The sequence below is a fragment of the Herbiconiux ginsengi genome (assembly GCF_900107435.1).
GTDB lineage: Bacteria > Actinomycetota > Actinomycetes > Actinomycetales > Microbacteriaceae > Herbiconiux > Herbiconiux ginsengi.
Window position 1 is genome coordinate 38321 of sequence record NZ_FNPZ01000002.1, and the last position, 12981, is coordinate 51301.

Here is a 12981-nt window from a genome sequence, read left to right on the forward strand (position 1 = left end):
CCTGTCATTCGACGTTGCGGTATCAGTTCACATCCCCGTCGACCCAGTCGAAGGTCTTCGTGACGGCCTTCTTCCAGTTGCGGTAGAGGCGGGCCCGCTCCGCTTCATCCATCTTCGGCTCCCAACGGCTGTCTTCCTGCCAGTTGGCGCGCAGCTCGTCGAGATTGGCCCAGAAGCCCACCGCGAGGCCGGCCGCATACGCGGCGCCGAGCGCCGTGGTCTCCGCGACGACCGGGCGCACCACGGGCACACCGAGGATGTCGGCCTGGAACTGCATGAGGAGGTTGTTCGCGATCATCCCGCCGTCGACCTTCAGCTCCGTCAGCGGCACGCCCGAGTCGGCATCGACCGCATCCAGCACCTCCTTGGTCTGGAAGGCGGTGGCCTCGAGAGCGGCCGGGGCGATGTGGCCCTTGTTCACGAAGCGGGTGAGGCCGACGAGCGCACCCCGCGCGTCCGATCGCCAGTAGGGCGCGAAGAGACCTGAGAACGCGGGCACGAAGTAGGCGCCGCCGTTGTCGTCGACGGATGCCGCGAGCTCCTCGATCTCGGGCGCACTCGCGATGAGCCCCAGGTTGTCGCGCAGCCACTGCACCAGCGATCCGGTGACCGCGATGGAGCCCTCCAGCGCGTAGTGCGGCACGTCGTCCCCGAGCCGGTAGCCGAGCGTGGTGAGCAATCCGTTCTTCGAGTGCACGATCTCGGTGCCCGTGTTGAAGATGAGGAAGTTGCCGGTGCCGTAGGTGTTCTTCGACTCTCCCGCGTCGAACGCGGCCTGGCCGAAGGTGGCGGCCTGCTGGTCGCCGAGGATGCCGGCGACCGGCACCTCGCGCAGCAGCGACGAGGTGTGCACGGTGCCGTAGACCTCGGAGGACGACTTGATCTCCGGCAGCATCGACTTCGGAACCCCGAACACCTCGAGGATGTCGTCGCGCCAGGTCAGCGTCGTCAGGTCCATGAACAGGGTGCGCGAGGCGTTCGTGACATCGGTGATGTGCACTCCGCCGTCGACGCCGCCGGTGAGGTTCCAGGTGACCCAGGAGTCGGTGGTGCCGAACAGCAGCTCGCCCGCCTCCGCCTTCTCGCGCGCGCCCTCGACGTTCTCGAGGATCCAGACGATCTTGGTGCCGGCGAAGTACGTCGACAGGGGGAGGCCGACGATGTCCTTGAATCGCTCGACACCGCCGTCGGCGGCCAGGCGGTCGACGATGTCCTGCGTGCGGGTGTCCTGCCAGACGATGGCGTTGTAGACCGGCTCACCGGTGTTCTTGTCCCACACCACCGTGGTCTCGCGCTGGTTGGTGATGCCGACAGCCCTCACGTTGTGCCGCGTGATGTTGGCCCGCGAGAGAGCCTGTCCGATGACTTCGCGCGTGTTGTCCCAGATCTCCTTGGGGTCGTGTTCGACCCATCCGGCCTTCGGGAAGATCTGCTTGTGCTCGAGCTGCCCCTGACTCACGATCGACCCCGCGTGGTCGAACACGATCGCCCGGGTGCTGGTGGTTCCCTGGTCGATCGCGATGATGTAGTCCGTCATGACACTCCTTCGTAGCGGGACGGCCGTGCGGCGTGAGCGCACAAAAAAGCGGGCCGGTCTACTTCACTGTGGACCGGCCCGCTGGGTGCTAGGTGAGGATCGGGAGCAACCAGAGCGCCGCCCATCCGGCGATCAGTCCGCCGATGATCGGACCCACGACCGGAACCCAGGAGTACGACCAGTCGGAGGTTCCCTTGCCCCGGATGGGCAGGAACGCGTGCGCGATGCGAGGCCCGAGGTCACGGGCCGGGTTGATCGCGTAACCGGTCGGGCCACCGAGCGAGGCGCCGATCGCGATCACGAGGAGCGCCACCGGCAGTGCGCCGAGGGCCGCCAGGCCGCCGTCGCCCTGGCGCCCGCCGCCGAACGCGATAACCACGAACACCAGCACGAAGGTGCCGATGATCTCGGTGACGAGGTTCCAGGCGTAGGAGCGGATGGCAGGCCCCGTCGAGAACACGCCGAGCTTGGCCGCCGGCTCGGGCTCCTCGTCGAAGTGCTGCTTGTACGCCAGCCAGACGACGACCGCACCGATGATGGCACCGATCATCTGCGCGCCGATGTAGGTGATGACCGAGAGGAAGTTGACGTCGACCTGGGTCGCTTCCGATCCGAAGGTGGTCGCGCCGTTGGCGACGAGCCCGAGGGTGACCGCCGGGTTGAGGTGGGCCCCTGACGCGTAGGCGACGATGACACCGGAGAAGACCGCGAGGCCCCACCCGATGGTGACCATCAGGAAACCGCCGTTGAAGCCTTTCGTCCTGATGAGAGCGACGTTGGCGACCACGCCGGTGCCGAGGAGGACCAGTAGGGCTGTGCCCACCAGCTCCGAGACGAAATCGATACCAAGATTGTCCACGATGACCTTCCTTCGCACTGTTCGGTCACCCACTGTGACCCCCGGGGTGATCGGGTTTGCCCCAACGATATCCCCAGGAACTTGCCAGGTATATCCCCTAAGACCCCGGGCGTGGCGTGGCGGGGTCTACCGGAGCGCGCGGCGAACGGCGTAGATTTGCACCGGATGGCCCGGTTCGGGCTCCCGTCGCGGGCGACGAACGTCCGATCGAAGGGATTTTTCAATGAAGAAGCTCATCAACGATCCGAAGAACGTCGTCGAAGAGGCGGTCGCCGGATTCGAAGCAGCGCACGGTGACCTGGTCACCGTCTCGCACGACCCGATCTTCATCGCCCGCAAAGACGCCCCCGTGTCGGGCAAGGTGGGCCTCGTCAGCGGCGGTGGCAGTGGCCACGAACCGTTGCACGGTGGCTTCGTCGGCTACGGGATGCTGGATGCCGCGGTTCCCGGCGCCGTGTTCACCTCGCCTACACCCGACCCGATCCTCGCCGCCACCAAGGCGGTCGACGGGGGAGCGGGCGTGCTCCACATCGTGAAGAACTACACCGGCGACGTGCTGAACTTCGAGACCGCCGCCGATCTCGCCGGAGCCGACGGCATCGAGGTGCGCACGGTGATCGTCGACGACGACGTCGCCGTGAAGGACTCGCTCTACACCGCGGGCCGTCGCGGCGTGGCGGGCACGGTCTTCGTCGAGAAGATCGCCGGAGCCGCCGCCGAGCGCGGAGACGACCTGGCCGCGGTGGCCGACGTCGCCGAGAAGGTGAACGCGAACGTGCGCACGATGGGCGTCGCCCTGACCCCCTGCGTCGTGCCGCACGCGGGCGAGCCGAGCTTCGAGCTGGCCGACGACGAGATCGAGATCGGCATCGGCATCCACGGCGAACCCGGCCGCGAACGGATCAAGCTCGAGCCTGCCGACAAGATCGTCGACCGGTTGCTCGGGCCGATCCTCGAAGACCTGCCTTTCGCATCCGGGGACAAGGTCGCGCTCATGGTGAACGGGATGGGAGGCACCCCGCAGGTCGAGCTCTACATCGTCTACCGGCACGCCGCCCAGGTGCTCGCCGACAAGGGCATCGAGGTGACACGCTCACTGGTGGGCAACTTCGTGACCTCGCTCGAGATGCAGGGCACCTCGATCAGCGTGCTGAAGCTCGACGACGAGCTCACGGAGCTCTACGACGCACCCGTACAGACGGCAGCCTTGCGCTGGGGAAGGTAGACGAATGAGTTTGGGCATCACCTGGACGACGGACTGGATCAGGGAGAGCGCACGGGTCGTCGCGGAGCACCGTGTCGAACTGATCAACCTCGATCGAGCGATCGGTGACGGCGACCACGGCGAGAACCTCGACCGGGGGTACACCGCGGTCATGGCCAAGCTCGACGACCTGCCGCCGGATGCCACTCCGGGTGATGCCCTCAAGCTGGTGGCGACGACGTTGATCTCGACGGTCGGCGGCGCCTCCGGTCCGCTGCTGGGCACCGCCTACCTCAAGGCCGCCGGTGCCGCGGGCGCCGAGAAGGAGCTCGACGGAGCGGCCGTCGTGGCCCTGCTCACGGCGGCGCGCGACGGCATCGTGCTCCGCGGCAAGGCCGAGTCCGGCGACAAGACGATGATCGACGCCTGGACTCCCGCGGTGGACGCCGCGGCCGCCGCGCTGGCAGCGGGCAAGACGGAGGCGGAGATCCTGGATGCCGCCGCGACCGCCGCCGAGGCGGGTGCCGTGGCCACCGAACCGCTGGTGGCCCGCAAGGGGCGGGCGAGTTACCTCGGCGAACGGGCCATCGGGCACCGCGACCCCGGAGCGCAGTCGTCGTCGCTCCTGCTCCGTGCGGCGGCCGACGCCGCGAAGGGCGCCTGAGGTGCCGGGCACGCCCGGCCGCGTGGGAGTCGTCTTCGTCTCGCACAGCTCCCTGATCGCCGAGGGGCTGGTGCAGCTCGCGCGTCAGATGGCCGAGGGTGCGACCCTGGTCGCGGCCGGTGGCACCGACGAGGGCGGCATCGGCACGAGCTTCGAGAAGGTGACCGCGGCGATCGCCGACGCCGATTCGGGTTCCGGCGTCGTGGTGCTCTGCGATCTGGGGTCGGCGATTCTCACGGCCGAGACCGCGCTCGACTTCCTCGACGACGAGGTTCGCGCGCGGGTGCGGATCGCGTCGGCTCCACTCGTCGAGGGTGGTGTCGCCGCTGCGGTGGCCGCTGAGACGGGCGCCGATCTGGCGGGCGTCGTCGCGGCCGCGGAGTCGGCGAACGAGACGGCGGATGCCGCCTCGGCGCCGGATGCGGCGGAGGCGGGTGCCCCGGCGACCGTGACGGCCTCCGGGGAGCCGGGCGGCGCATCCGGAACCCTGTCGCGCACGGTGACGATCGTCAACAAAGACGGACTGCACGCGCGGCCCGCCGCCGAATTCGTGAAGCTCGCCAACACCTTTCCCGTGAAGGTGACCGTGAACGGCAAAGACGCGAAGAGCCTGCTCGGCATCATGTCGATGGGCCTGGTCAAAGGGTCGACCGTAGAGGTGGCGAGTGCCGATCCGGAGGCGCGGGAAGCCGTCGATGCGCTGGCCGACCTGATCGAGACCGGGTTCGGCGAGGCCTGAGAGCGGGCGACAGGGCCAGGGGTCGACCCCGGCCGCCTCGCCGCCCGCCCGCCTCGACTCAGTCGACGTCGATCGGGCTGAGCACGAAGACGGGGATCTGCCGATCCGTCTTCGTCTGGTAGTTCGCGTAGTCGGGGTAGGCCTGCACCGCGCGCTCCCACCAGACCGCCTTCTCGGCGCCGGTGACCTCGCGGGCCAGGTAGTCGCGTTTGACCGGGCCGTCCTGCAGTTCGACGTGCGGGTTCGCCACCAGGTTGTAATACCAGACCGGATGCTTCGGAGCGCCGCCCAGGGAGGCGACGACCGCGTACTCCCCGTCGTGCTCGACCCGCATCAGCGGATTCTTGCGCAGCTTGCCGCTCTTCGCCCCCACGGAGGTGAGGATGATGACGGGCATACCCCGGAGCGTGGTGCCTTTCGTGCCGCCCGAGCCCTCATAGGTCTCGAGTTGCTTGCGCGCCCAGTCCGACGTTCCGGCTTCGTATTCTCCTGACAACGGCATAGTGCTGACCAACGTACCGCGGGTCAGCACTATTCCGAGGGGCTATCGGGCGGCCGGTTCGAGGTTCGTGCGGGTGGCCCCGTCGATCTCGAGGGTCTCGGGCACGATGTCGCGCTCGATCGTGGTGGCCAGCGGCTTCTCCTTCACGAAGACGAGCAGCACCACCGCCACCAGCACCAGCGGCACCATGTAGAGGAACACGGGGGTCAGGGCGTCGTTGTAGGCGCCCACGATGATGGAGCGCACGGCATCCGGCAATCCGTTCACCATGGCTGGGGTGAAGGAGTTGCTGTCGCCGGCCGTCGCACCGCCGGATGCCGGCATCCGCTCGGCCAGCAGCGCGGTGAGCCGCGACACGAACAGGCTGCCGACGATCGCGGAGCCGAGGGAGGCGCCGATCTGACGGAAGTAGTTGTTCGAGGCGGTGGCCGTGCCGACCTGGCTGACCGGGAAGGCGTTCTGCACGATCAGTATGAGGATCTGCATGCTCATGCCGAGCCCCAGGCCCATGACGGCCAGATAGGAGCAGAGGATCCAGATCGGCAGCGTCGGGGTCATCGTCGACAGCAGCACCAGGGCCACCGCGACGATCGCCGTGCCGGTGATCGGCAGCCACTTGTAGCGACCGGTGCGGCTCACGAGTTGGCCGGAGACGATCGAGGTGACCAGCAGAGCGGCCATCAGCGGGATCATCAGTAGTCCTGCGTTCGTCGCGTTCACGCCGGTGACCATCTGCAGATAGGTGGGCAGGTAGGCGAGCGCTCCGAACATCGCGATGCCGATGATGAGACCGGCGATCGTGGTGAGGTTGAAGTTGCGGTCCTGGAACAGATGCAGCGGCATGATGGGTTCCGCCGCGCGGCGCTCCACCATCACGAAGAGCACTCCGGCCACGACGGTGCCCACGATGAGGCCCAGGATGACGGGGGAGTTCCAGTCGTAGGTGGTGCCGCCCCAGGTGGTGACGAGCACGAGGCAGGTCGACGCGATGGCGAGCAGGCCCATGCCGGCGAAATCGAGTCGCGGGCGGCGTTGCGCGTGCCGGGGGAGGCGCAGGAACAGCACCGCCGAGGCGATGGCCAGGATGCCGAGCGGGATGTTCATCCAGAACGCCCACCGCCAGCCGATGCTCTCGGTGAACCAGCCGCCGAGCAGGGGGCCGGCGACGCTCGACAGGGCGAACACGCCGCCCATGATGCCCATGTACTTGCCGCGCTCGCGGGCGGGCACGACGTCGGCGATGATCGCCTGGGAGAGGATCATCAGTCCGCCGCCACCGAGGCCCTGCACGGCGCGGCCGGCGATGAGCCAGGTCATGTCCTGTGCCATGCCGCCGATGACGGAACCCAGCATGAAGAGGGCGATCGCTCCGATGAACAGGCCCTTGCGGCCGATCAGGTCGCCGAGCTTGCCGTAGACGGGAAGCATGATCGTGGAGGCCAGGATGTAGGCAGTGGTGACCCAGAGCATGTGGTCGACGCCGTCGAGCTCGCCCACGATGGTGGGCAGCGCGGTGCTGAAGATGGTCTGGTCGAGGGAGGCGAGCAGCATCGTCACCATGAGTCCGGCGAAGACGAGGAGGATGGTGCGTCGCGCGGCGCCGGGTGCGCTTTCGGCGGTGCCGGCGGTCGCCGGCGCGGGGAGTGTCTGGGTCATCGGAGTCTTTCGATTGCCTCTCTGACGAGTGCGATGGCTCGCGACTCGAGTACGTCGGATGATTCGGTGCTGCCGCCGGCGATCCAGTCCTTCACCGTGAGGCGCACCGCCGCGCCGCAGAGGGCGAGGACGGGTTCGGACCAGGACGGGGAGCTGGGGCGGGAGTCTGTGGGGGTCGTGGTTTCGTCGGCGGAGGATTCACCGGCCAGGGTGCGCACCGCCGCGGAGAGCTGTTGCATCATCCGGCCCATCTGGGCCATGTGGCGCTCGAGCAGTTCCGGGTTGCGGCGGAGGATCTCCATGCGGATCTCCTTCAGCGACGAGTCGGGGAGTGCCGTGCCCCACACCTCGAACAGCAGCCGGACGGTCGAGCCGACCAGATCGTTCTGCTGCTCCTCGCGGGCGAGGTGGGTGGCGATGGTCTCGGTGGTCTCGTCGAGCCCGTGCAGGCCGACGATCGCATCCTCTTTGCTCTCGAAGTAGTTGAAGAAGGTGCGCGGCGAGATCTCGGCGGCCTCGCTGATCGCGTCGACGGTCACACCGGGCAGGCCGTGGGCGAGCACGAGTTCGGCGGCCGCGCGCTCGATGCGGGCACGGGTCTCTTGACGCTTGCGGTCGCGAAGACCGGAGGGGGTCGATGTCACTCCGTAATTATTGCGCGTTCTGCATAATTGCGCAAGTGCAAACATGCGGTCATGCAATGTTGCGAGACTGCATGTTTGTGCGGCGATTCGGTGAATCCTCGGTTGCCGTCGGGTGAGAGCTGAGGGCGGCGGTGCGGGGTGCATCCGATCCGTGCGAAAATCGAGTCTCGGGGGATGTCGCAATCAGCCGATCGAAAGGGTCGAAAGCCACCATGGCCAGCAGTGCAGGAACGAAATGCCCGGTCTGTGGAAAATCGGTCGCCGTGGGGTTGGTGTCGCAGACCCTCATCCAGCACGAAGACAAGACGGGCCAGCGCTGCTCGGGCAGCGGGCAGGCGCCCGTGGTCTCGGCGGCGCGCGCGGCGGCCGCGACCCGTTCCGCCGGCCGGCCGTCATCCGGTTCGTCGACGACGCGCTCGTCGGGCGGGTCGGGTGCCAAGCGGTCCAGCCCCGCCACCCGGGGATCCCTCACGGTGCGCAAGGTCGAGGTCGACCCGGAGGCGCTGCGGGAGCGGCAGGAGCGCTCCGAGCGGCTGCGTCAGGAGCGCGCCGCAGCGGCCCGCGAACGCAACGAGGTCAACGTGTCCTACTTCGACGAGCCCGGCGTCTGATCCCGTCCCTTCGGGCGACGCGTGGTCTTCGCGGGATCCTCGCAGGCTGCCCGGCCGCGGCGGTCAGTTGAGCCGGTCGCGCCAGTCGGGCGGCACGGCGCCGTCGGGACCGGGCGCGGGCTGGCTCGCGGGGTGCGAATCGGGGGCAGCCAGCTGCGGCCCCTCCGCGTAGTCGGCGGTCTCGTAGTCCCAGAACCAGTCTTCTCCTGGTTCGAACGACTGGATGACCGGATGTCCGGTCTCTTCCGCGTGCCGTCGCGCGTGCTGACTGACCGAGGAGTCGCAGCAGCCGATGTGACCGCATTGGGCGCAGCGACGGAGGTGGAACCACCAGCCGCTGCTCTCGGTGCATTCGACGCAGCCCGTTCCGGACGGCGGGACCTCGGGCCTGATCGCGGTGTCGCTAGTCATGCACCAAGCATCCCCTGCAGCACCGACCTGTGCAATTCCTCGAGTCGTGCACATTCCCGGCCGGCTCTGGCACGACGGCGGCGCCTCCGATAGCTTCAGAGCCAACCTGCACGGTCGGAAACGGAGAAGGGGAGTTCGGATGCGCGAATTGGAGGGCAAGACCGCTCTCGTCACGGGGGCGAGCAAGGGCATCGGGTTGGCGATCGCCCGAGGTCTCGTCGATGCCGGCGCCGTCGTGGTGGCGGCGGCGCGATCGTCGTCCGCCGAGCTCGACGCACTGGTCGCCGGGGGCGCCGCGCGGTTCGTGGCGGCCGATCTGTCCTCAGCCGACGCGCCCGCGGCGTTGGTGTCGGCCGCTGGCGGGGTCGACATCCTGGTCAACAATGTCGGAGCGGCCACCACGCGCGTCGATGGCTTCCTCTCGGTCACCGACGAGCAGTGGCAGAATTCGCTGACGCTCAATCTCCTGGCTGCCGTGCGCACGACGCGGGCGGTGCTGCCGGGCATGCTCGAGGCCGGCCGCGGCACCATCGTCACCATCGCCTCGGTGAACGCGCTGCTCCCCGACCCGGCCGTGATCGACTACGGCGCGGGCAAGGCCGGGTTGCTGAATGTGATGAAGTCGCTCTCGAAGGAGTACGGCGGCCGGGGCATCCGCGTCAACTGCGTGAGCCCCGGTCCGGTCGAGACCGATCTGTGGCTCGGTGGAGGGGGTGTCGCCGAGACGGTGTCGCGGGCCAGCGGGCTCGCACCCGCCGAGGTGGCGAGCGCGGCGGTCGCGGGCTCGGCGACCCAACGATTCACGCATCCGGAGGAGGTGGCCGACCTCGTGGTGTTCCTCGCCGGCGACCGGGCCGCCAACCTCACGGGTGCGAACATCACGATCGACGGGGGATTGGTGCAGGGTCTCTGATGGTGGAGCAACGGTTCGCGTCGGTCGACGACTACATCGATTCCTTCCCGGATGAGGTGCAGCTCGTGCTCTCGGAACTGCGTCAGACGATCCGGGCGGCGGCGCCCGGCGCCCGCGAGGGCGTGAGCTACCACATGCCCACACTCACGCTCGGCGACCGAACGCTGGTGTACTTCGCAGGGTGGAAGACCCATGTCGCTCTTTACGCCGTCCCGGCGTTGGACGATGCGCTCGAGGCCGAACTCACGCCGTATCGCGGCGCCAAGGGCACGCTCACGTTCTCGTTGCGCAAACCCGTTCCCTATCCGCTCGTCGGCCGGGTGGTGGGGGAACTCGTGGCACGTCAGGGCCGCTCGTGAGCCCTGCCGACACCGTCGCGCCGGCCGCCGGACTGACCGCCGCCGAAGTCGCCTCCCGCACCGCAGAGGGGCGCACCAATGCCTTCGTGCCCGACAGCAGCCGCAGCATCTGGAGCATCGTGCGGGCCAACGTGCTCACGCTCTTCAACGGCATCGTGGTGGCCTGCTTCCTCGTGCTGCTCGTGATCGGCCGTTGGCAAGACGCGCTGTTCGGGGTGAGCGCGCTCGCCAATGCCGTCATCGGCACCGTGCAGGAATACCGGGCGAAGCGGGCGCTCGACCGGCTGGCCCTGGTGAACGCGCCCCACGCGCGTGTTCTGCGCGACGGCCAGGAGCAGGAGATCGTGATCGGAACGGTGGTCGAAGGCGACGTGGCCGTGCTGCGGGCCGGCGACCAGATCGCGGCCGACGGAGAGGTCTTCTCGTCGCTCGGCCTGCAGGTCGACGAATCGATGCTCACCGGGGAGTCCGAGCCGGTGGAGAAGAGCCCGGGCGACGACGTGCTCTCCGGATCGATCGTGGTGGGCGGCGAAGGGCGGGCCGTGGTCGTGCGGGTCGGCGCGGCCTCGTTCGCCAACGCGCTCGCCCAGGAGGCGAAGCGGTTCTCGCTCGTCGCGTCCGAGCTGCGCTCCTCGATCGACCGGGTGCTGCGCTGGGTGGCCTGGATCATCGGTCCGATCTTCCTGCTGGTGCTGAATGCGCAGATGGTGGCCCAGGGCGGCTGGGGGCCCGCGATCGAGAGCGGCACCTGGCGTGACGCCGCGGTCGCGACGATCGCCTCGGTGGTCGCGATGATCCCCCTCGGACTGGTGCTGATGACGAGCATCACCTTCGCCGTGGGGGCGGTGAAGCTGTCCCGCCAGCAGGTGCTGGTGCAGGAGTTGCCCGCGGTCGAGGGGCTGGCCCGCGTCGACCTCATCTGCCTCGACAAGACGGGCACGCTGACGCAGGGCGACATCGTGTTCGACGGAGCGCATCCGCTCGTGACGCGTTCGGGCTGGGAGCAGGTATTGGGCTGGTACGGCGTGCAGAACGACGCGAACGCCACGGCGCGCAGCCTCGCCGGGTCGTTCGCGACGCAGCCCTCCGAAGCGCCGTCGGGGCGGGTGGCGTTCTCGTCGGACCGTAAGTGGAGCGCCGTCGTGTTCGACGACGGCATGTGGATTCTCGGCGCGCCGGAGATGGTGTTTCCGCACGGCGGCACCGCGCTGTTGTCCCGCGCGTCGGCGCTGGCGGCATCCGGGCGCCGCACACTCGTGCTCGCGCACGGTTCACCCACCGACGACGAGACGGTGCCGCCCGATGCCGAGGCGGTGGTTCTGCTGACCTTCCGCGAGAACATCCGTGCGGATGCTCGGGAGACGCTCGACTACTTCGCCGAGCAGGGCGTGAGCGTGCGGGTGATCTCCGGCGACAACCCGCAGACCGTGGCGGCGATCGCCCGTGACGTGGGTCTCGACGCGCCCACCGGGTTCGATGCCCGCAACCTGCCCGATGACCAGGGCGACCTGATCCGGGTGCTCGACGAGAACGTGGTGTTCGGGCGGGTGACGCCCGAGCAGAAGAAGCGGATCGTGATCGCGCTGAAGACGGCGGGGCACGTGGTGGCGATGACGGGCGATGGTGTGAACGATGCGCTCGCCATCAAGGAGGCCGACATCGGGGTGGCCATGAACTCGGGGGCCGCTGCCACGAAGGCCGTCGCACGACTGGTGCTGCTCGACGGAAAGTTCTCGCACCTGCCCCGGGTGGTCGCCGAGGGGCGGCAGGTCATCGCGAACATCGAGCGGGTGTCGATGCTGTTCCTCACCAAGACGGCCTATGCGACGTTCCTCGCGGTGGTCTTCGGTGCGTTGATGCTGCCGTTCCCCTTCTTGCCCCGGCAGCTGTCGGTCATCGACGGACTGACGATCGGGGTGCCCGCCTTCTTCCTGGCTCTGCTGCCGAACAAGCAGCGCTACGTTCCCGGGTTCCTGCGGCGGTCGTTGACGTTCGCGGTGCCGGCCGGCGCCGTGGTGACGCTCGGTCTGGCGCTGTATGCGCTCGCCGGCTCGGCCTGGACGATTCCGGAAGCCGAGATCCGCACGGGCGCGACGTTGATCCTCACCATCGTGGGGCTGTGGATTCTCGTGGTGCTGTCCCGCCCGGTCACCCGGTTCAAGTCGTTCGTGATCGGGGCGATGATGATCGGGTTGGTGCTGGTGTTCTCGATCCCCCTCGTGCGGGACTTCCTGCAGCTCGTCGATCCGACCCTGCCGACCGCACTGCTGGTGCTGGTGGTCTCGGCCGGGTCGATCGGGCTGATCGAGATCGTGCGGTTCGTGCATCGGCGCGTTGCGGCGCGGGATTCCGTGCGCGCGACCGCGGCGCGCGCAGCCGCGGTCGATCGAACGGAGGGCTGAGCGGGCGAGCAGGCCGATCGGGCGCGTGGCGGGTCGGGAGTGCCGCGACTCAGGCGCGCGGGCGGGCGAAGAAGCGGCCGCCCGGTCCGATCCACAGCGGGAGGGCGACGATGACACAGGCGATCGCCTGAGCGATGAGGCCGGAGGGGCCGCTGTCGGGGTCGAGCACGAGGGCGACGACGTCGATGACGAGCCCGAGCAGCAGCAGGATCGTGATCGCAGCGCGCCCGAAGCGGCTGCCTCGCGCGACGCCCGACGCCACCGAGACGACCGCCAGGCCGATGATGATCATCGCCGCGCCCAGCACCGTCACCGGGAAGGCCACGCCGTCGGCCTGGGCTTCGGGCAGGTAGCGCACGAAGATGGCGCCGATGCCCACCAGAACCTCGGCGATGCCGGCGATGTAGATCAGCACCACCACGAAGGTGACGAGTCCCGGTCGTCTGCGGGGCGCGACGGCATCCATGGGCCGATCATACG

The 12981-nt window shown here is 68.6% G+C and carries 14 protein-coding genes; 7 read left to right on the plus strand and 7 right to left on the minus strand.

All coding sequences use genetic code 11. The annotated features are described in order from the left end of the window. Positions 1-22: 22 nt before the first annotated feature. Together glpK and BLW00_RS08445 are read right to left on the minus strand one after the other, a co-directional pair. Positions 23-1537, minus strand: coding sequence for a glycerol kinase GlpK (gene glpK / locus BLW00_RS08440; protein ID WP_092552305.1), 1515 nt, complete (start codon positions 1535-1537; stop codon positions 23-25). A gap of 88 nt (positions 1538-1625) precedes the next feature. Then, the gene (locus BLW00_RS08445) at positions 1626-2396 is read right to left on the minus strand and encodes an MIP/aquaporin family protein (protein WP_092552308.1); all 771 of its coding nucleotides are present in this window, start codon (positions 2394-2396) and stop codon (positions 1626-1628) included. Between the two features lie 223 nt (positions 2397-2619). On the opposite strand from BLW00_RS08445, the gene dhaK reads away from it, so the two are divergent. The 3 genes from dhaK to dhaM are packed head-to-tail and all read left to right on the plus strand — an operon-like array spanning position 2620 to position 5003. Beyond that, a complete protein-coding gene (dhaK, locus tag BLW00_RS08450; RefSeq protein ID WP_092552311.1) occupies positions 2620-3621 on the plus strand; it encodes a dihydroxyacetone kinase subunit DhaK in 1002 nt (333 codons plus the stop codon). 4 nt (positions 3622-3625) lie between these two features. Next, positions 3626-4264, plus strand: coding sequence for a dihydroxyacetone kinase subunit DhaL (gene dhaL, locus BLW00_RS23765; protein WP_092552314.1), 639 nt, complete (start codon positions 3626-3628; stop codon positions 4262-4264). Between the two features lies 1 nt (position 4265). Then, positions 4266-5003 (plus strand): dihydroxyacetone kinase phosphoryl donor subunit DhaM, encoded by a 738-nt coding sequence (gene dhaM, locus BLW00_RS08460; protein WP_245741471.1) that lies wholly within the window; start codon positions 4266-4268, stop codon positions 5001-5003. A 58-nt stretch (positions 5004-5061) separates the two neighbouring features. On the opposite strand, the gene BLW00_RS08465 is transcribed toward dhaM, so the two are convergent. From BLW00_RS08465 to BLW00_RS23770, 3 genes are read right to left on the minus strand one after another with little or no spacing between them, the layout of a single operon-like run. Further along, positions 5062-5505, minus strand: a complete 444-nt coding sequence (locus tag BLW00_RS08465; RefSeq protein WP_092552317.1) for a nitroreductase family deazaflavin-dependent oxidoreductase — start codon at positions 5503-5505, stop codon at positions 5062-5064. A 42-nt stretch (positions 5506-5547) separates the two neighbouring features. Beyond that, the gene (locus BLW00_RS08470; protein WP_092552320.1) at positions 5548-7161 is read right to left on the minus strand and encodes an MDR family MFS transporter; all 1614 of its coding nucleotides are present in this window, start codon (positions 7159-7161) and stop codon (positions 5548-5550) included. Further along, positions 7158-7805, minus strand: coding sequence for a TetR/AcrR family transcriptional regulator (locus BLW00_RS23770; protein ID WP_217634344.1), 648 nt, complete (start codon positions 7803-7805; stop codon positions 7158-7160). The genes BLW00_RS08470 and BLW00_RS23770 overlap by 4 nt, the downstream gene beginning before the upstream one ends. Positions 7806-8017: 212 nt before the next feature. Here BLW00_RS23770 and BLW00_RS08480 point away from each other — a divergent pair, with 212 nt between their 5' ends. Further along, positions 8018-8416, plus strand: a complete 399-nt coding sequence (locus BLW00_RS08480; protein ID WP_139256665.1) for a hypothetical protein — start codon at positions 8018-8020, stop codon at positions 8414-8416. 63 nt (positions 8417-8479) lie between these two features. Here the strand turns inward: BLW00_RS08480 and BLW00_RS08485 are convergent, their stop codons facing one another. Continuing rightward, the gene (locus BLW00_RS08485; protein ID WP_092552329.1) at positions 8480-8827 is read right to left on the minus strand and encodes a UBP-type zinc finger domain-containing protein; all 348 of its coding nucleotides are present in this window, start codon (positions 8825-8827) and stop codon (positions 8480-8482) included. Between the two features lie 139 nt (positions 8828-8966). On the opposite strand from BLW00_RS08485, the gene BLW00_RS08490 reads away from it, so the two are divergent. Genes BLW00_RS08490 through BLW00_RS08500 form a run of 3 tightly spaced genes read left to right on the plus strand, consistent with a single transcriptional unit; the run spans position 8967 to position 12501 of the window. After that, on the plus strand, positions 8967-9740 hold the full coding sequence (locus BLW00_RS08490; RefSeq protein ID WP_092552332.1) for an SDR family NAD(P)-dependent oxidoreductase: 774 nt from the start codon (positions 8967-8969) through the stop codon (positions 9738-9740). Further along, positions 9740-10099: an iron chaperone gene (locus tag BLW00_RS08495; protein WP_092552335.1), complete on the plus strand. Its 360-nt coding sequence runs from the start codon at positions 9740-9742 to the stop codon at positions 10097-10099. The genes BLW00_RS08490 and BLW00_RS08495 overlap by 1 nt, the downstream gene beginning before the upstream one ends. Further along, complete coding sequence (locus BLW00_RS08500) at positions 10096-12501, plus strand: HAD-IC family P-type ATPase (RefSeq protein ID WP_092552338.1); 2406 nt, start codon at positions 10096-10098, stop codon at positions 12499-12501. The genes BLW00_RS08495 and BLW00_RS08500 overlap by 4 nt, the downstream gene beginning before the upstream one ends. A 49-nt stretch (positions 12502-12550) precedes the next feature. On the opposite strand, the gene BLW00_RS08505 is transcribed toward BLW00_RS08500, so the two are convergent. After that, on the minus strand, positions 12551-12967 hold the full coding sequence (locus BLW00_RS08505; protein WP_092552341.1) for a DUF7144 family membrane protein: 417 nt from the start codon (positions 12965-12967) through the stop codon (positions 12551-12553). Between the last annotated feature and the right edge of the window lie 14 nt (positions 12968-12981).

Excerpts from the sequence above, each read along its gene's own strand:
- BLW00_RS08485 (WP_092552329.1), bottom strand. The coding sequence starts at position 8,827 with ATGACTAGCGACACCGCGATCAGGCCCGAGGTCCCGCCGTCCGGAACG.
- BLW00_RS08465 (WP_092552317.1), bottom strand. The coding sequence starts at position 5,505 with ATGCCGTTGTCAGGAGAATACGAAGCCGGAACGTCGGACTGGGCGCGC.
- BLW00_RS08490 (WP_092552332.1), top strand. The coding sequence starts at position 8,967 with ATGCGCGAATTGGAGGGCAAGACCGCTCTCGTCACGGGGGCGAGCAAG.
- BLW00_RS08470 (WP_092552320.1), bottom strand. The coding sequence starts at position 7,161 with ATGACCCAGACACTCCCCGCGCCGGCGACCGCCGGCACCGCCGAAAGC.
- dhaL (WP_092552314.1), top strand. The coding sequence starts at position 3,626 with ATGAGTTTGGGCATCACCTGGACGACGGACTGGATCAGGGAGAGCGCA.
- dhaK (WP_092552311.1), top strand. The coding sequence starts at position 2,620 with ATGAAGAAGCTCATCAACGATCCGAAGAACGTCGTCGAAGAGGCGGTC.
- BLW00_RS08505 (WP_092552341.1), bottom strand. The coding sequence starts at position 12,967 with ATGGATGCCGTCGCGCCCCGCAGACGACCGGGACTCGTCACCTTCGTG.
- BLW00_RS08495 (WP_092552335.1), top strand. The coding sequence starts at position 9,740 with ATGGTGGAGCAACGGTTCGCGTCGGTCGACGACTACATCGATTCCTTC.
- glpK (WP_092552305.1), bottom strand. The coding sequence starts at position 1,537 with ATGACGGACTACATCATCGCGATCGACCAGGGAACCACCAGCACCCGG.
- BLW00_RS08480 (WP_139256665.1), top strand. The coding sequence starts at position 8,018 with ATGGCCAGCAGTGCAGGAACGAAATGCCCGGTCTGTGGAAAATCGGTC.